We start from the raw sequence: 18,800 nt of genomic DNA, 5'->3' as shown, positions 1-18,800 counted from the left end.
TTCCTGGCGTTGCAGATTTCGGGTTGTTGATTTAAACCAGTTTGTCGCGCGGGGTGTCACCGGCGAAGAAGGCTTCAATATTTTCGACCACGCGCATCCCCATGGCCTTGCGGGTTTCCCGGGTGGCGCTGCCGAGATGCGGTAACAGCACGACATTCTCAAGCTTAAGCAATCCCTCGGTTACCGCGGGCTCTTTCTCGAATACGTCGAGACCGGCACCGGCAATTTCACCATTCTCCAGCGCCGTAACCAGCGCAGCCTCGTCGACCACATCGCCGCGAGCCGTATTAATCAGGAAAGCACCGGGCTGCATCGCCCTGAACGCATCAGCGCCGATCAGGTGATAGGTTTCCTTGCCACCGGGGCAATGCAGCGAAACAAAATCGGCCTGTTGAAACACTTCTTCGGGCGATGCGCACTCGGTCGCATTCAGGCCCGCGATGGCCTCGGCAGGTGGCGGAAACGGATCATGAAATATAATCTTCATATTGAAACCATGCGCGGCACGCGCCGCAACCGCACGTGCAATACGCCCCATACCGATCAGACCCAGGGTTTTGCCGGTAACGCTGGTACCCATCATGTGGGTCGGGCGCCAACCGGTCCATTCGCCGTTGCGCAGGTGACGTTCGCCCTCGCCTGCCCGTCTTGCCACCGCCAGTAACAGGGTCATTACCAGGTCTGCGGTGCAATCGGTAAGCACTTCCGGGGTGTTAGTAACGGTCAGGCCAGTAGCTTTGGCCGCTTCCAGGTCAATATGGTTGAAACCAACACCGTTGCTACCGAGAATCCTGGCACGAATATTATCGGCACCGAGTACCTCGGCGGTAACCTTGTCACACACGGTCGGTAACACCGCGTCGGCACTACGCAGCGCATCCTGCAACTCGGCAACCGACATCGGGTGATCATCGTCATTGAGCCGGGTATCGAACCGCTCCACCAGCACCGCCTCGACTTCCGGGTGCCAACGACGGGTAACGATTACTTTAGGTTTTGACATCGAGGTCTCTCCTCAGGTTGCATCTTTAAAAAACGCTAGATTGTAGGTATCTATAAATTCCGCGTCTATCGAAAAATAGCCGTGATCACTCACTTTCAACCAGCTCGGGGTAGGCAAACAGCGACGCGGCTCCACCGGTGTGCAGAAAAACCAAGTGATCATCCTGCTTAAACTCGCCCCGTTTCAGCATCTGCAATAATACCGCGAAGGCCTTCCCCGAGTAGGTTGGATCCAGCAAGATACCCTCGCGCCGCGCCAGGAACTTGATCGCTTCGACCGTTGCGTCGTTAAGCAAGCCGTATCCCGGTGCCAGCATGCTGTCGTCACAGAGAATATCGCTTTCGGGAATATCAATCTCCCGGCCGATGGTATCGCTCACGGCTTTCAGCTTGGTGCCGACGCGCTGTCGCTGGCTCTCGGCATCCCGGCGCACGCAGACGCCGTACACCGGTGCCTGGCTGCCACAGGCCCTGATCCCGTACAGGAAGCCGCAATGAGTGGACGCGGACCCGGTCGGCACAATGAAACCGACCGGATTGATATGCATTTCGTCGAGCTGTTGCATCAGCTCCTCGGCGCCATCGACATAGCCGAGCGCGCCGTAAGGCGTGTGCACATTCGATAGTGGAATGACGTAGGCCTTACCGCCCTGCCGCGCAATTTCCACGGCGCGCGTCTCAAGCGCCTGGTCGGCACCCGCCTCGTCTTCACCTTCCGGGTAATAGTGGATCTTTGCACCCATCAACTTGACCAGGTAAGGATTGCCGGACTGGTGGTACTCCGGTTGCTCGCGATCGACGCGGTGTTCGAGCTGAACCTCGACCTCGAGACCCATCTTGCGTGCGGCGGCGACCGTCATGCGCACATGGTTGGACTGTACCGCACCGGTCGTCAGCAGCGTATCGGCGCCCTGCTGCAACGCCTGGCCGATATAGAATTCGAGCTGGCGACTCTTGTTGCCACCAAAGGCGAGGCCGGTGCAATCGTCGCGCTTGATCCAGACATTGGTACCGAACTCGGCGCTGACATTCTGCAACAGCTCGAGCGGGGTCGGCTTGTGGCTGAGTTCAACGTGCGGAAAATCTTGGGTCAACGACATTACTGGTTACTCCCGTTAGCTGAGGACCTTGATCAGTACTACGCCGAGGCATACCAGCGCAGCGGCGATAATGCGTTGACGTCCGAAGGGTTCGCGGAACATCAGGGTACCGATCAGGGCGGCAAATATTACACTGGTTTCGCGTAGCGAGGAAACCATAGCCATCGGTGCAACGCTCATCGCGTAGATGACCATCGCGTAGGCGGTTGCCGCCGCAAGGGCACCGGCAGTAATTTTGCCCGGCTTGGCGCGCATGTATCCGAACCATCCGCTGCGGTCCGTTGCCAGCAACCACAGTCCGATTGGAATCGGTTCGAATACAAATAACCAAAGAATATAACTGAACGGATTGCCGGCAGCGCGCACCCCCATACCGTCGGCAACGGTATAGGCCGCAATCAACACCGAGGTTGCGAGGCCCCAACGCAGAGCGGGGCCGGGAATCTTGCCGAGGACGCCGCCGCTGAACGCTATGCTGATAAGCCCTGCACTGACGAGCCCGATACCGAGCATCGCCCCCATCGGCAAGTACTCGCTGGCCAGCAGTGCTGCACCGAGCACCACCAGCACCGGGGCAAGACCGCGAAACAGCGGGTAAACCTGGGACAGGTCGCCGCTACCATAAGACTTCGAAAGGGTGTAATAGTAGGCCGTATGGATCAGCGTCGAAGCCAGCAACATAGGCCAGCTGGCGGCCAGCGGCAACGGGAACAGAAACAGTAACGGCAGGCACCAGACTGCATTTACCAGTCGGTAGGAAGCGATACTATACTGCGGTGTTCCGCCCGACTTCGCCATCGCGTTCCAGCCGGCATGCAGCAGTGCGGCCAACAGCACCAGGCCGACGATAAATGGCGACATCTATTACCCGGCCACAGCGTTAAGTTGATGCAGTATCAATTCAGGCTGGCGCCCCGACCTCCGCAACCTGTTCATCACGAGCACGACGCTTTTGCAGAAACATGATAAATGCCAGTAGCAATACCGCGGGAATGTAAAACACTTCCTTCGCGATACGATCGGCGGGCTGGCGGATCTCGGCAATTTGCACGGGTTCGTCACCGTAGTAATCAAAAGACTTACCGATACTCTCGAAGTATGGCGTACCGGGGAAAGGCTCTTCGATGATTGCGCGTCCATCCGCGACGGTAACCGTCAATCCAGCCTTGCGTAATCTTTCGATCGCATCGGCCGGCTGTCCCAGGTTAACCAGCACCGTTGTAGATGCGATCTCGCCGGTATCGAAATCCGGACCGCTTACAATAATCATAAGCAAGCCATCCGGTCCCACCTCATCGACAACCTCGTAGACGACATCGGGATTATAGATATCGTAAGGCGGTGAAACCCTGTCCAGCCAGTAACCCGGTCGGAACAGCGTAAACGCGATTAATAGCAATAGTGCCGATTCCCATTTGCGGTTGCGGGTAAACATGTAGCCCTGGGTGGCGGATGCAAACAGCATCATCGCCACCACCGCGACCCCGAACACGAAAAAGGCCTTCACCACCCCGACATTGATTAACAACAGTTCGGTATTGAAGATAAACAGGAACGGTAACAGCGCGGTTCGAATGTCGTAGGCAAATCCCTGGATACCGGTCTTGATCGGGTCACCCCCGGAGATCGCCGCCGCGGCAAATGCCGCAAGCCCGACCGGCGGCGTGTCATCCGCCAGGATGCCGAAATAAAACACGAACAGGTGCACCGCGATCAGCGGCACGATCAGCCCGCTCTTGGCACCGAGCACCAGGATAACCGGTGCCATCAGCGATGACACCACGATATAGTTAGCCGTGGTCGGCAAGCCCATGCCGAGAATCAGGCTCATCAGCGCCACCAGGATCAGCATGAGGATCAGGCTACCACCCGACAGGAATTCGACGAACTCTCCAACCACCTGGTGCGCACCGGTTAGCGAAATGGTGCCGACGATTATGCCGGCGGCGCCAGTGGCGACCGCGATACTGATCATGTTCCTGGAACCGGCGATCATGCCTTCAATCCAGTGACCCAGGCCGACCTTGAATGCTGCGCCATAGTTACCGCTGCCACGAAAGAAAGCCTTGAGGGCATCCTGCGTCAGCACGACCACGATCATGGCTACCGTAGCCCAGAGTGCGGACAGCGCCGGTGACAGGCGCTCAATGATAATGCACCAGATCAGGATTACGATCGGCAGGATAAAGTAAAGGCCGGTAACCGCGACGGTACCCGCATGGGGGAGCTCGAGAATCGGCGCATCGGGCGGATCGACCTTCAAATCAGGCTGCTTCGAAGCAATCCAGACCAGGTAGAGGTAGGCACCAGTACAGCCGATGGCGACGATCGCAAAGGCGTAGTCGGGGGCCGCGACCTTGATCCAGCCGAGACCGTAGTACACCGCAATTCCGAGGATGCTGATGCCAATAAAGCCCCCGAGAAATCCGATGAGTTTGCTGGCAAACGTCTTCGTCGACGGCAGCCTGGGCAATCCCTTTAAATTCAACTTGAGCGCTTCGAGATGCACGATGTAAACCAGCGCGATGTAGGACACCAGTGCCGGCACCAGCGCGTGCTTGAGTATGTCGGTATAGCTGATGCCAGTGAATTCGGCGATCAGAAACGCGGCGGCCCCCATGACTGGCGGCGTAAGCTGCCCGTTGGTCGACGATGCAACCTCTACCGCACCCGCCTTTTCGGGGCTGAACCCGGTGCGTTTCATCAACGGGATGGTGAAGGTTCCGGTGGTGACCACGTTTGCGATCGAGGATCCCGAATACAAACCACTGAGCGCAGACGCGACGACCGCGGCCTTGGCCGGCCCACCGCGCAGGTGGCCCAGCAGCGCGAACGCGATCTTGATAAAGTAATTACCGGCGCCGGCTTTTTCCAGGATCGAGCCGAACAACACGAATAAAAATATTAATGAAGCCGAAACGCCGAGCGCAACGCCGAACACGCCCTCGTTCTGCATCCAGAAGTGCCACATGGCCTTGCCGTAGGAGGCCCCTTTCCACTGGATCGCTTCGGGCAGCGACTCGGAATTGCCGAAAAACACGTAGCTGACGAATACGCTCGCAACGATCAGCAGCGGCAGGCCCAGCGCCCGGTAAACGGTAATACCGAGGATAATCATGCCCACGGTTGACGCGATCAGGTCGCCTTGCGTCGGCAGGCCGGCACGTACCGCGATTTCATTGCGTAACACGACGATATAAAGACAGCAGGCGACGCCGGTAATTGCCAGAATCCAGTCGTACCAGGGGATCGACGTTTTCGAGCTCTTTTTAAACAGCGGAAATGCGAGCGCTGCCAGGAAAAAACCGAAGGCAAGGTGAATCAGGCGCGCATTGGAGTTGGTTACAACCAGGCTAAAGCCGGTGACGTCACTGAGCCAGAACGGCAGGTTCGAGGCAATATAAAGCTGAAACAGCGCCCAGGTGAAGGTGACGGTTGCAATGAATTTTGCCTCCCATCCAATGGGCGCCCGAGCACCGGTATCGACCGCAGCGACAATTTCGTCCTGCAAACTCTGGGCTTGTTTTTGCTCCGCCATCGCAATCCCCCCCTCTATTATTATTCGGTAAATAAAACCAAACGGGCCGCAAATGCGACCCGTTGGTTATTTCCCGGTTGGATGTTACATCCAGCCTCTTTCTTTGTAGTACTTGACCGCACCGGGATGCAGCGGTGCCGAGATGGCATCGGTGATCATTTCCTTTTCAGTCAGGTTAGCAAACGCCGGGTGCAGTTTTTTAAAGTCATCGAAGTTTTCGAAGACTGCCTTGACAACCGTGTAAACCACGTTGTCCGGGACCGAGGCGCTGCTTACGAAAGTCGCACCCACACCGAAGGTTTGGATATCTTCCTTGTTGTTATACATACCGGCCGGAATAGTCGCCTTGCGATAAAACGAGTTTTCTTTTACCAGTTTGTCGATCGCCGCACCTTTCACATGCACCAGGTGCGCATCACAGGTTGCCAGTGACTCCTGGGTCAGCGCCGACGGATGTCCCACCAGCCAGAAGTAAGCATCGATCTTGCCGTCGCACACGGCCTGGCCGGTTTCCGCAGATTTCATTTCAGCGGCCAGTTTAAGGTCATTGCGAGTCCAGCCCATGGCTTCCTCGATAACTTCCCAGGTACCGCGGGTTCCGGAACCCGGATTGCCGATATTCATCCGCTTGCCTTTGACATCGGAAAGTTCTTTGACACCGGAACCATCGCTGGCAATAACGGTAACCGGCTCAGGATGAACCGAAAATACCGCTCTGAGGTCTTTATAAGCGCCCTGGTCGGCAAACTTGGAAGTGCCGTTGTAGGCGTGATACTGCCAGTCAGACTGGGCAACACCGAATTCGAGCTCACCGGCGCGAATCGTGTTGATGTTGTAAATGGAACCACCGGTAGATTCAGCCGAGCAACGAATGCCGTGCTCCTTGCGGTTCTTGTTGACCAGTCGGCAGATGGCGCCACCCGTGGGGTAGTACACCCCGGTTACACCGCCGGTGCCGATCGAAATAAACTGTTGACCGGCCGCCAGTGCGCTGCCGCTGCTCAGCGACGCCGCCAACAGCGAGGCCAGAGCGACTTTGCTTAATACTTTCATGATTATCTCCTTCGATTGATTATGCCGATTATTTTTTATATTTCGCAGTACCGCAATTCGGCGCTCGTGGTACTACCTGTAGATTCACTCTAAGACCCATCATTATTAATAGGTCGGAGGCTATTGTCAAAGCATAAAGCCCACATTATCCAGCACCAAAGCCTGCTAGAGCAGCATATCTGCGGGATTTGCTATCACTGGAGAGCCGAATCGTCTACATTAACGCGAATAAAAATATAACGCTCCCATGCAGCAAATTAATACCACTTTAAAAGACGAACTCAGGCAGTTTGTCGTCATCGCTGTTCCACTCTCGGCTGCCTACCTGGCCGAATTCGCGATGTTTCTGACTACCAAGATGGTGGTTGGCAAACTCGGCTACCATTCACTCGCGGCCGTTGGTATTGCGGGTCACCTCTCGTTCGAGATTCTGATCGTCCTGATAGCGCTGCTATCCGTTGTCGGAGTCCTCGCGGCGCAGGCGCTCGGCGCCGGCAAAAAAGCCGAGCTGGGTGAGTCGGTCCGGCAGGGCCTTATTGTCTCCACGGGTCTCGGTGTGCCGGCAATGCTGTTAATCTGGAACCTCGATCTCGCGTTCATTGCCACCAACCAGGATCCAAGGGTCATCGAACTCGCGCAGGGCTACCTGCGGGGCTTGACTGGCTCGGTACTGCCGGTGCTCTGGTTCGCGGTGTTTCGCAATTTTGTCGCGGTATTGTCGCAGACCGTGTCGGTGCTGGTGATCAGCATCATTGCCGTGGGATTGAACTACGGATTGACACTGTGGTTTGTATACGGTGGTATCGGCCTACCGCCACTGGGCCTGTTCGGCGCCGGACTCGCGACCACGATTGTTTCGTGGTTCATGTTCGTGGCACTGGCACTGCACGTCTACCGCAAACCGATGTTCCGGGGTTTTGGCCTGTTCCGGGAAAAATGGCACCTGCGTTGGCCCCTGTGCCGCGAAATCCTGTGGCTGGGCCTACCGGTGGCGGGGCTTACCTTCCTGGAAGCCGGTTTATTCGTGGCCGCCTCGATCCTGTCCGGCGTCATCGGCGCCAAAACGCTGGCAGCGTACGAGATTACGGCGGCCTGGTTAGGCATTCCTTTCGTAATCGCCTTCGGGCTTGCCGAGGCCACCATGATTCGCGTGGCACTCGCAACCGGCCGCAACCGCATGGCAGATGCACGCCGCGCCGGTTTGCTCGGCATGAGCCTGGTAATTGCTGTCACCGCTTCGCTGATCGTGGTGCCACTCAGTTACGCGGAACAGATAATCCTGGTTTTCATATCGCCCGATGATCCGGGTTATGCCCGGGTTTCGGCACTGGCAACCCAGTTCCTCTATATCGCTGCCCTGTTCATGGTATTCGATGGACTGCAGGCCGCGGCCGCGCGCGCGCTCAGGGGCATGAAGGATAACCTGGTGCCGCTGTGGATAGCGGGCTTCGGTTACTGGATTCTCGGGATCGGTGGCGGCTCGTTACTCGCATTTTACTACGGGATGGATGGCGCCGGCCTGTGGTGGGGGCTCGCAGCCGGTCTCGCCGTGTCGGCCTGTCTGTTGACCCTGCGTTTCCATAGATTTACCCGGGCAGCCACCAACTAGTTACCGCATGCGAGGTTAAGCACACTATTCCCATCGGGATACAGCGCATAACTCTTTATAAGTATATTAGTTATTTCTTATATGCTTAATAATCAGACACAGATTTCAAGCCATCCTACAAATTTTTAAAAACCACGAGTAACTGATCATGATTAGAAACAAGCTATTAGCACTGACGGCAACAGCACTGCTGACGCTGAGCCTGGCTACAAATGCCAACCAGGCTGTTGAAGCCGCGGTAACGACCAAGGTCGACGCACCACCTGCTAACGTCGATATGTTTGACCCCAACTACTGGATGAGCGCGATGGCCAACCCGGCGCTGCCCGCGATATCCACCGAGCTTAAATTCAACGCTGCACACCCGGGCGCCTGGATGCAGTGGGTTGATCCCAAGACCCATATGCCGACCCACATGGCCTTCATGAATCCGTCGAGCTACGCGCAATTTATGCAGCCGCAGTTTTACATGGAATTCACGAAACCCGAAAACATGATGGCGTGGATGAACCCGGCCTCTTACCAGGTCATGATGGATCCGCAAACCATGGTTTACTGGATGAACCCGGGCTCCTACATGCACGTCATGGATCCGTCGATGTACAAAGAGACCATGAATCCGGCTAACTACATGACTTACCTGAATCCGGCCACCTATGCGGGATGGATGGGCGGCCAAACCTGCGATCCGGAAAATCCTGACAAGACACCTACCTGGTTCGGATATACCTGCTAGGTTTCTGAATGACCTCCATAGGGATCTTTATCCCAACTTGTGCCGCGGCCCTCCAGTCGCGGCTTTTTTTTGCGTGCTGCTGCGCTCGTAAAATTAAACGTCATTCCTGCGTAAGCGGCCTCCCAGCGCACGCTGGGTTGACGTATCATAATCTTGCACCGTACCGCACATTATTAGATTCCCGCTGGCGCGGGAATGAAGAATCATGGGAATCATCTAATCGGCTTTCCTGACTCAGATAACGTTCTGACACTGGTTACCGTGGGTGGAATACATTTTTGCCCGCAAAAATATTTTCCACCCACCCTGGTATCATTACGAGATTCCGATACGTCAACCCAGCGTGCGCTGGGGGCCGCTTGCTTGGGGATGACGTTGCCCGGAGTCAATTGGTTCGGCCATAAAAGCCGAGGTTTTCCTCGTCTGAAAACATCCTGCCGGGCGTTTCATAATAAGAGAAAACAGTCACGAGCCGGGCCCGATCACCCTTCGGTGGCGTTACCCGGTGCGCGGTATTTTTACCCTTGAACACGTTGAGATCACCTGCCTCAAGCTTCAAGTTCGCAATTTCGCGGTCCTCTCCGCGCAACAGGCTGGCGACACCGTCATAGTTTGGATCCTGCTCGCTGCGCAATTCCCGTCGATACTCGAACTCACCCCCTTCACGCGGCGCCTGCAACAGCAGTGTTGTTGTAAACTCGGAGCGATCGAAATGCCAGTTCAACCCTTCGCCTTCGTAGTAACCCAGTATATTGGCGCAGGCGAGCGGATCACCCATCGGGTACAGTATCGGTTTGCCCATCACCCGCGCGAGAAAATCGGTCAGTCCTGACCAGCGATAGATTTGCAGTAACTCGTCAGCCAGCTGATCGCCGCAGAGCGTATGATTGATGGTGTTAACCCGCGCCAGGGCCGGATGGTCGGCTGCAACATCATCAACATTGTCGCTGAAGTAAATGTTATGTTCGCGGCTATGACAAAACGATTCATGCTCAAGCTTCTGCAGCAAACCAGGTAATATTTCATCGATAACCGGTCGCCGCATGAAGCCCTTCAGCGTGAACATGCCCTTACGCTCGAGATCATCGATGCACTGCGCCACCAATTGCTGCCCGGCAGCACTTTCGAGCCGGTGCAAAGGGTATTTATTAAGGTCAATGAGCTTGTCCATCACGGCTCAATATAAATAGTGTTCAGGTATTCGGCAAGCCTGGTGTATACCTGGTCAGGTCGGCGCGCCGCGGTAGTAATGCCACAGGAACAGGCTCGCGGCACTGCGGTAAGGCGCCCAGGGTGCGACCACCTCGCGTGCCTGTTTGTCGCTGAGTGGTTGCTCGATGCCTTTTAACTTCTGCAGCGCGATGCGCAGCGCCAGGTCGCCAGCCGGGAAGATATCAGCGCGCTGCAGCGAAAACATCAGGTAGATTTCGGCACTCCAGACACCGAATCCCCTGAGCGACGTAATCGCGTTGATTGCCGCCTGGTCTTCCAGGTCAGGAAGTTTTGACACCTCGAATTGATTTTCGGCGATCGCCCGTGCCAGGTCCTCGACATACTCGACCTTGCGTGCCGATAAACCGGCGGCGCGCAGGGCGCCCGCGGGTAAGCAGAGCACCGCTTCTGCCTCCATGCTCGGCAGCAGCGCTTGCACCCGGCGCATGATCGCGGCCGCCGCCTCGGTCGAAATCTGTTGCGCAACGATCGTCGACAGCAGGGTTTCGAAACCCTGTTCCCTGATTCGGGGCGCGGGGTAGCGTACCAGTTTCAGACCACGACGCAAATCCGGATCGATTTTAGCCAGTGCATCCAGGTGTCGTTTTATTTTTGACTGATTCACAATTTTAGTTTTGTCTTTTTTCAGCGGTTTCCTGTGTTTAAAAACCGGTTTCCTTCCAACCACAACCGCTCTAGTATAACAATCCTTTCACAGCTGATTATTCGAGAGGAATACCATGGCCGCCTACTGGATTGCCCATGTCCACGTCACCGATCCCGATGCTTACGGTGAGTACGCCAAACGCGCCACCGCAGCGATCGAAGCGCACGGTGGTGAATTTCTCGCACGTGCGACGCGTACCATCTGGCTCGAAGGCAAAGAACGCGCGCGTAATGTCGTGGTGCGATTTCCGAGCGTCGAGGACGCCGAGCGATGCTACCATTCGGAAGCCTACCGCGAAGCCCTGTCATTTGCTCGCGACGCGGCCGAACGCGATCTTTGTATTGTTGAAGGTAACTAGATCCTCACCGGCGCCATGTCGCAACTGACTCAAGGCCAGGTTGACGCCTTCAAGCGCGACGGCGTGTTATTGTTACGCGGTGTTTTCAGCGACTGGATCGAAACGCTGCGCGCCGGGGTCGAGGCCAACATGCGCGACCCGGGGCCCTTTGGCAGGGAATACCTGGAGCCGGGACAGGCGGGACGATTTTTCGGCGACTACTGCAACTGGGATCGAATCCCCGAGTATCGAGATTTCATGTTTGATTCGCCGGCACCAGGGATTGCCGCTGATTTGATGATGTCGAAAAGCGTGCGTATTTTTCATGAGCACGTGCTGGTCAAGGAGCCGGGAACCGACAAGGTTACACCCTGGCACCACGATCAACCCTATTACTGTGTCGACGGTCGCCAGGTCTGCAGCATGTGGATTCCGCTGGATCCGGTCAGCATCGAAACCTGCCCCGAATTTGTTGCCGGTTCCCACGACTGGGGACGCTGGTTCCTGCCGCGTAAATTCAGTGGTGTCGATTACGACCACGACGACGACAAACTGGAGTCGATTCCCGATATCGATGCTAATCGCACTGAATATGACATCCGCAGCTGGAACCTCGAGCCCGGTGATGCAATTGCATTTCACTTCCTGACAATACATGGGGCACCATCAAATCTCTCGGCCACCCATCGCCGCCGTGGTTTCGCCGCACGCTGGCTGGGTGACGACACGGTGTATGCCATCCGCAGCGGCGAAATTTCGCCGCCGTTTCCCGGGCTCGAGCAACGCCTGAAGCCGGGCGAACCACTGGACTGCGAGGAATTTCCCCAGGTTTTTCCGAAGGTCGTAAAAAGCTAGCCGCGGCGATGTCCGCTTCCAGCCCTTTCAGCCAATCCGGTCCTTCACCTGGTAGTAGCGCACCGAAGCCGACAGGAACCAGGGTTTGCCGCTATACAGCGGTCGCGTCTGGAATCCCGGGTGGTTGAACGCGCTATGACCCTCCTCGTTTCCGAGTAATTGCAAACCGAGCCGGTTACCCAGGTAACTCGCCAGGCAGATTCCCGATCCGCAATAGCCCATCGCGTAGTGAATTCCATCCTCGATCCCGAGATGCGGCAGGGTGTCGAAGGTGTAACCGACGAAACCCATCCAGGTATGGCTGATCCTGGCATCCTCGAGCTGTGGAAAGATGCGCAGCATTTCCTGTCGCAGCGCGGGTAGACTCTTGACCGGATCGGACTCGAATACCGAAACCCTGCCGCCAAACAGCAAGCTGCGACCATCCGGGGACTGCCGAAAATAAACCACGATCTTGCGGGTATCGCTAAACACCCGCTGCCGCGGCATCAACCGATCCAGGCGCGCCGGATCCATCGGCTCAGTTGCGAGCATGTAGCTGCCAATCGGAATAATCCGTCGACGTTGCCATGGCGTAACCGTGCCGGTGTAGCCGTTGGTTGCAATCACCAGTTCCCGGGTCTGAATCGTTCCGCGGCTGGTACTGACCCTGAATCCCTCGGCAACGTGCTCAATGGCTGTCGCCTGGCAGTAGTCGACTACCTGCGCCCCGTTATGCAGGACTTTGCGCATCAGGCCCGCATGGTATTTGGCCGGATCCAGCGAACAGTGCCGTTCTATGACCAGGCCGCCATGGTAACAGGGACTATCGATTTCGCTGACCTGATCCCGTGCCGAAACGATCTGCAGATTCTGCTCGAGACCACGAGGCTGGTTTCGAGCACGGTCCACCAGTTTTTTAAACTGGCGCGGGCTATGGGCAGCGAGGAAGCGTCCGCAACGCAGGTAGTCACAGTCGATATCCTGCTGTGATATAAAATCGCCAAGCCATTCGAGTGCGCCGCGGGCTTCTTTTATCAGCGCATGGGCGCGGTCATCACCATACCGATCGCGCAACTCTTCATAATCGGGTTTTATTTCACCGCTGATCTGGCCGCCGTTACGCGTGCTGCAGCCCCAGCCTGCCGCATCTGCATCAATCACCGTGGTCTGTCGTCCAGCCGCCGCGGTTTGCAGCGCGCAATGCAACCCGGTATAGCCCGAGCCGATTACCAGCACATCGGTTTTGTCGGGCAAATCCTCTGTTTCTATCGCTGGCCTGGGCGTTTGATCCCACCAGTAGCATTGCGCCTTGAAATCATCGCTGCAAAATGAGTTATCTATCATCAATCCAAACGGTTTTTCAGAATTCTTATCAGGGTCAGACTGCCATCAAATCATTTCATACCAGTGTCGATTATTCTTAGTTATTTAACCCGTCTTGGCTACATTTACCCGCAGCTATGGTTAAATAGGTGCAAGGATTCATTACGTTTTATTTTTGACTTTTGCCTTGCTGATGTTAGTCAAAGACCGCCTGGAGCCTGACACTTTCACATTGAACGTCGGAGTAACCGGGATTGAATAGCACAGAAGCCACCGTACTGATTGTCGATGATGAGCCCATCAATCTCGACATTATCTGCGAACATCTCGAAGAAGAGAACTACGAACTGGTCAGGGCAGCCGATGGCCGTGAAGCCTGGTCGATACTGCAAGCAGACCCGGAACGCTACGATACCATCGTGCTGGATAGCAGGATGCCCGGCATGGATGGCATGCAGTTACTGGCGAATATAAAACGCACCAATGAACTGGAGCATGTGCCGGTGGTTATGCAAACCGCGAAAGCCGAGAACCAGGAAATCGTCGCGGGATTAAGGGCCGGTGCCTACTATTACCTGACCAAACCCTATGATGGCGAAATCCTCAAATCGGTGATCCGGGGGGCAGTAAACGACCGGCTGCATGAGAAATCATTGCTGGAATCGTTGAGGGCGGGACGCCAGATCTTCAAGCTCATGACCTTTGGGCGTTTCCGCATCCACAACCTGCAACAATGCAACCTGGTTGCCTTGCAGGTAGCTCACCTGTGCCCCGAACCGCAACGTGCGGTTACCGGAATTTCCGAACTGCTTGTAAACGCACTTGAACACGGCAATCTGAAAATCGGTTATCCCGAAAAAAGCAGGCTGATGCGCAACGGAAACTGGCAACTTGAAGTCGAGCGCCGCCTTGGCGCGAGCGAAAACGCCGGCACCTATATCGAACTCGAGTTTAATGTCGCCAACGATACGGTGCAGATCAGGATACGTGACCAGGGGCAGGGATTTGACTGGACGCCTTACCTCGATTTCGATCCTGATCGCGCCTTTGACCCGCATGGCCGTGGTATCGCTGTGGCGCGTTTGTCGAGCTTCGACGACCTCGAATACATCGGTAACGGCAACGAAGTGCTCGCCACCATCAGGAAAGGTCTAAACGCCTGAAGCCAGGTTACGCAACGGCGCACGGCGTGTAACTGCTCCACCCTCGCCCAGCATTATTTCAGTCAAACCACGCTCGGCATGATTCATCTTCAGTGACAACATTTTTTGCGCATACTCAAGCACCAGGGCCTGGTACTCCGGATTTTGCGCCTGGTTGACGAATTCGCCGGGATCCTGCTGCAGATCAAAAAACAGTGGCGGCAATGCACCGAAGTGGACATATTTATATTGATGGTCGCGAATCACCGACAGGTTACACTGATGTAGCGTTAGACCAAGGTGCCGTTCCAGGCTATCGTCCCGGACGTTGCGAAAATCACACTCCCAGAAAGCCTGCTCGCGCCATCCGGAAGGCATTTCGCCGTTGCGCAATACTGGCAGCAGCGAGAAACCGTCACACTGGTTCGGGATTTCGATGCCGAGCCAGTCGAGCATGGTTGGCATCACGTCAACATTTTCGCTGAAGCCCCGGATTTGCTGACCCCGGCAAGCATCGGCTTCGCTGCGCGGATCGCGAATGATCAACGGAATGTGATAAGACTGATCAAAATAGCCGAGCTTGGACATCAACCAGTGGTCGCCCAGTTGTTCGCCGTGATCCGAGGTGAAAATAATCAGCGTCGACTCCCACTCATCCCCGGCCTTGAGCGCATCGAAAAGACGACCCAGGTTGTCGTCAACTTCCTGCATCAGGCCGAAGTAATTGACCATATCCTGCTGCGTCTGGCGCCGCGAATCGGGCGCGCGAAAGCGGCTGTGGTTGATGAAATAATCCAGTAGCGGGTGCTGTGCGGCTTCTTCATCGGGTGATTCGCGACGAGACGGTTCAGGCATCTCCTCAGGATCGTACAGACTGTTGTAGGGTTCGGGTGCGGCTAACGGCGGATGCGGTCGCAATAACGATAAATGCGTAATCCAGGGTTTTGACTGTGATTTGATCCAGTCGATACAACGATCGACCATGTAGTGAGTTTCATGATCTTCGCGGTCTATCGCGAGCGGCAGTACCGTATCACCACCTGCCGCCCAGTCGACGCCCTCGCGCAGTTCTGAGTACAGGCTCCACGGTCGCTCCGGCAAGGGATAATTCTTGTCGCGCAAATACTCGACCCACTCGACCGATACCTCGTCACGCATCGGGGTGTACAGACCGATACCGGGCAGGGGTTCGCTATAGTGCTTGAGCCGCGGGTCGTCGGGGTCGAGTCCGCGTGGATCGATCGCGGAATCGGTATAACCAAACAAGGATGGCTCGTACCCGGCAGTTTTCACTTCGTATGCCCAGTTGGTAAAGCGGCTGTCCAATGGTGCACCGTTAACCACACATCGATTACTCTGCATGTACATGCCGGTGTGCATCGAGCTGCGGCTGGGTGCGCAGGGCGTCGCCTGGGCATAATGATCCTTGAATAACACGCCCTCGCTGGCAAGTGCGTCCAGGTTGCTGGTTTTGACATGCGGATGCCCGAGGGCCGACAAAAACTCGCCGCGCCATTGATCCGCGGTGATAAATAAAATATTCATCGAATCCTGTTACCTTGCAAACTCGTTACCCACGAACACTTAACGTCAATTTCAAGCCATCAACAAAGAATCAAACGGACAAACCACCAGGTTTTCGTAGCCGTCTTCGGTCACCAGCAGTTGATCCTCGAGCTTGATGCCGTCCGGTCCACCCACTTCACCGACATAAGCTTCGACACAGAGCATCATGCCGGGTTCGAGGACGCCGCTGTAGCCGCGCTCCTCCCAGTCGATCGGGTACTTGATGGCAGGCCATTCATCGCACAGTCCGACACCATGAAATTTTGAACCGTAACGTTGCGGGATATAAATATCCGGCAAGTGATGGCCTTGCTCAGTCAGTTCCTGGAAGCTCATGCCCGGCTTGACGATATCGGCATTGGTCATGATGTGCTCGTGCGCAAGCTTGTGAATATCCTTCTGTCGTTGCGTGGGCTGCCCGTCACCAATAAACCAGGTGCGGGAAATATCGGTACACATGCCGTAACAGCCGATCAAATCGGTATCGAAGGCCAGGATTTCATTGTTGCCGATAATACGCGGACCACATTCCTGGAACCACGGATTGGTGCGCTGCCCGGTCGATAAGATCCGCGTTTCGATCCATTCGCCGCCGCGGCGTATATTGGATTTGTGCAGTTCCGCCCAGACATCGTTTTCAGTCATCCCGGGCTGGGTCAGTTCACGCATTTCCGCGATCGAAGCCTCGCAGGCATGAATCGCGCAGCGCATCGCCAGGATTTCATCCGGCCCCTTGATAGAGCGCGCGTGCTCCATCAGCTCCTCACCGTCCATGACCTTGACGCCGGCTTCATCGAGCGCGCGCAGACCGGCGATCTGGATCTTGTCGACCGCAACCCGGCGACCGGAACCGACACGTTCCTGCAGCAGGTCCACGACCTGGCCGGCAAACAGTCCCGCTTTTTCCTCGGTGCGCTGGCCGGTGGCGAAATAAAAGAACGATGCACCAAAGCGTACCTCGCGCACCAATGGATTGTATTCCGACAGATAGGCGTACCCGCCGTATTCCCATAACACCATGTGACCATCGCTGGTGACCATGCAGGCGCGGAAGGGATTATGCGCATTCCACAATTGCATGTGCGTGGTATCGGTCGCGTAGCGAATCGACAGTGGATCGAATAGCAGCACCGCGTCGAGATCGCTGGCGATAAGACCCGCGACTATTCTATCGAGACGATACTGCCGCATTTCCGGCAGGTCCGGGCATTGCAATCCCGCGTCCTCCCATTCCGCGTAGGCCAGTGGCGTAGGGCCGATTTCGATGCGATCGTTGTCGTCCGGTGTATTGTCCGGGCGCATCGCGGGCCGGCTTGCGGGATTGACCTTGGGATTTGGAATCGAGTAAGGGTTACTGGCCATGGTTATGCTCTCAAACGTTCGCCACTGGCATCGAAAGGCGGTTTTTCGAGGATGACAGCGCGATGCGGGACCCCCAGAATCGCTATGTCGAGTTCGGTGCCGGCGACAGCGTGATCGGTCTTAATGAAACATAGCGCAATCGAGGCACCAACGCTATGTCCAAATGCGCCCGAGCTGACCCGACCTACCGGGGTACCATCGACCAGGAATACCGGCTCGCCACCATTGGCATCGGCATTGGTAGTTTCAACCCTGGCGACAACGAGTTTTTCGCGCGGCGGCTTGTCCTTGATCGCGAGATAAGCCTCGCGCCCCAGGAACTCGGGTTTGTCGAGCTTGATCAAGCGCTCCAGCCCGACTTCCTGCGGCCAGTATTCGGGCGAATATTCGCGGCTCCAGCTGCCGTAGCCTTTCTCGACCCGTAATGACAGTAGCGCACGCCCACCGACCGGTTTTGCACCGAGTGCGTCGCCCTTTTCCAGCAAGGCCTCGTAAAGCGCTAGCTGATGCTCGAGCGGCACGTATATCTCCCAGCCGAGATCCCCGGTAAACGAGACCCTGATCGCGACGGCATCGAGACCGGCCACGCGGATTTTACGATTGCACATGAACGGAAAACCGGCGTTCGACAAATCGGCATCGGTCAATTGTTGCAGCAGTTTGCGTGCGTTGGGACCGGCGACATTGAATCCACCCCAGGCCTCGGTAAAGCTCTCGAAAGAAACGCTATCGTCGCGGGCCACCATGTTAAAAAAGCGCTGGTGATAGCGTTCGGCGATACCGGAACCGATCATCAGAAAATCCTCATCATCCAGCCTGGTGATGGTAAAGTCACCGGCGATACCACCGCGCAACCCGATCATCGGCGTCAGGCATGAGCGCCCGTTTTCCGTGGGCAGGTGGTTGGTGACCAGGTGATCGAGATAATCAGCCGCGCCGGCACCACGAACCCGGTACTTGGCAAAGTTGGATACGTCGATGATACCAACTGCTTCACGCAGGACACGACATTCCTCGGCAACCGGGTCGAACCAGTTTTGACGCTCAAAGCCGTAGGTTTCGATCGCTTGCATGCCCGCGGGCGCATACCACAACGGATGCTCGTAACCATAACTGAGGCCAAACACCGCACCGAGCGCCTGCTGGCGTTCGTACACGGGACGGGTCTTGATCGGACGGCCGGCCTCGCACTCTTCGTAGGGAAAATGAATCTTGAATCGATGCGCATACTGATCCAGTGTGCGCGCCCGGGTAAAGGGTTTCGTCGCCCAGGCACCGAAACGCGCCAGGTCCCACGGAAACAGGTCCATCTCTGG

Annotated in this window: 16 protein-coding genes; 5 read left to right on the top strand and 11 right to left on the bottom strand. The window is 56.2% G+C overall.

Annotated features, from left to right (window positions below; translation table 11 throughout):
- Positions 1-31: 31 nt before the first annotated feature.
- The 5 genes from OES20_16505 to OES20_16485 form a co-directional block, all read right to left on the bottom strand.
- Positions 32-1,003: a D-glycerate dehydrogenase gene (locus tag OES20_16505; GenBank protein MDH3636301.1), complete on the bottom strand. Its 972-nt coding sequence runs from the start codon at positions 1,001-1,003 to the stop codon at positions 32-34.
- An 85-nt stretch (positions 1,004-1,088) separates the two neighbouring features.
- Positions 1,089-2,102 carry a D-cysteine desulfhydrase family protein gene (locus OES20_16500; protein MDH3636300.1) on the bottom strand — a complete coding sequence of 338 codons (1,014 nt, stop codon included), beginning with the start codon at positions 2,100-2,102 and terminating at the stop codon, positions 1,089-1,091.
- A 15-nt stretch (positions 2,103-2,117) separates the two neighbouring features.
- Positions 2,118-2,963, bottom strand: a complete 846-nt coding sequence (locus OES20_16495) for an EamA family transporter (protein MDH3636299.1) — start codon at positions 2,961-2,963, stop codon at positions 2,118-2,120.
- A gap of 40 nt (positions 2,964-3,003) precedes the next feature.
- Positions 3,004-5,640, bottom strand: a complete 2,637-nt coding sequence (locus OES20_16490) for a TRAP transporter permease (GenBank protein ID MDH3636298.1) — start codon at positions 5,638-5,640, stop codon at positions 3,004-3,006.
- An 84-nt stretch (positions 5,641-5,724) separates the two neighbouring features.
- Positions 5,725-6,693, bottom strand: a complete 969-nt coding sequence (locus tag OES20_16485; GenBank protein ID MDH3636297.1) for a TAXI family TRAP transporter solute-binding subunit — start codon at positions 6,691-6,693, stop codon at positions 5,725-5,727.
- 247 nt (positions 6,694-6,940) lie between these two features.
- Here OES20_16485 and OES20_16480 point away from each other — a divergent pair, with 247 nt between their 5' ends.
- On the top strand, positions 6,941-8,302 hold the full coding sequence (locus OES20_16480) for an MATE family efflux transporter (protein ID MDH3636296.1): 1,362 nt from the start codon (positions 6,941-6,943) through the stop codon (positions 8,300-8,302).
- Between the two features lie 148 nt (positions 8,303-8,450).
- Entirely contained in the window at positions 8,451-9,038 is a 588-nt protein-coding gene (locus tag OES20_16475) for a hypothetical protein (GenBank protein ID MDH3636295.1), read from the top strand.
- Positions 9,039-9,423: 385 nt separating this feature from the next.
- Here OES20_16475 and OES20_16470 read toward each other — a convergent pair whose 3' ends face one another.
- Together OES20_16470 and OES20_16465 are read right to left on the bottom strand one after the other, a co-directional pair.
- Entirely contained in the window at positions 9,424-10,209 is a 786-nt protein-coding gene (locus OES20_16470) for a 2OG-Fe(II) oxygenase (GenBank protein ID MDH3636294.1), read from the bottom strand.
- A gap of 54 nt (positions 10,210-10,263) precedes the next feature.
- Complete coding sequence (locus OES20_16465) at positions 10,264-10,875, bottom strand: DNA-3-methyladenine glycosylase 2 family protein (protein ID MDH3636293.1); 612 nt, start codon at positions 10,873-10,875, stop codon at positions 10,264-10,266.
- A gap of 115 nt (positions 10,876-10,990) precedes the next feature.
- Here OES20_16465 and OES20_16460 point away from each other — a divergent pair, with 115 nt between their 5' ends.
- Positions 10,991-11,275 carry a DUF1330 domain-containing protein gene (locus OES20_16460; protein ID MDH3636292.1) on the top strand — a complete coding sequence of 95 codons (285 nt, stop codon included), beginning with the start codon at positions 10,991-10,993 and terminating at the stop codon, positions 11,273-11,275.
- Positions 11,276-11,290: 15 nt separating this feature from the next.
- Positions 11,291-12,109, top strand: coding sequence for a phytanoyl-CoA dioxygenase family protein (locus tag OES20_16455; protein MDH3636291.1), 819 nt, complete (start codon positions 11,291-11,293; stop codon positions 12,107-12,109).
- A gap of 27 nt (positions 12,110-12,136) precedes the next feature.
- Here OES20_16455 and OES20_16450 read toward each other — a convergent pair whose 3' ends face one another.
- Positions 12,137-13,435, bottom strand: coding sequence for an FAD-binding oxidoreductase (locus tag OES20_16450; protein MDH3636290.1), 1,299 nt, complete (start codon positions 13,433-13,435; stop codon positions 12,137-12,139).
- Between the two features lie 233 nt (positions 13,436-13,668).
- On the opposite strand from OES20_16450, the gene OES20_16445 reads away from it, so the two are divergent.
- The gene (locus OES20_16445; protein ID MDH3636289.1) at positions 13,669-14,577 is read left to right on the top strand and encodes a response regulator; all 909 of its coding nucleotides are present in this window, start codon (positions 13,669-13,671) and stop codon (positions 14,575-14,577) included.
- Here OES20_16445 and OES20_16440 read toward each other — a convergent pair.
- The 3 genes from OES20_16440 to OES20_16430 all read right to left on the bottom strand — a co-directional run.
- Positions 14,566-16,101, bottom strand: a complete 1,536-nt coding sequence (locus tag OES20_16440; GenBank protein MDH3636288.1) for an alkaline phosphatase family protein — start codon at positions 16,099-16,101, stop codon at positions 14,566-14,568. The genes OES20_16445 and OES20_16440 overlap by 12 nt on opposite strands.
- A gap of 51 nt (positions 16,102-16,152) precedes the next feature.
- Positions 16,153-17,484 carry a Xaa-Pro peptidase family protein gene (locus OES20_16435; protein MDH3636287.1) on the bottom strand — a complete coding sequence of 444 codons (1,332 nt, stop codon included), beginning with the start codon at positions 17,482-17,484 and terminating at the stop codon, positions 16,153-16,155.
- A 2-nt stretch (positions 17,485-17,486) separates the two neighbouring features.
- Positions 17,487-18,800 (bottom strand): dehydrogenase (locus tag OES20_16430; protein ID MDH3636286.1); only part of this gene is annotated, 1,314 nt, incomplete at its 5' end.

The sequence above is a fragment of the Gammaproteobacteria bacterium genome, assembly GCA_029862005.1.
In the GTDB taxonomy this organism is placed as follows: Bacteria; Pseudomonadota; Gammaproteobacteria.
This window is presented reverse-complemented; position numbering and strand designations above follow the sequence as displayed.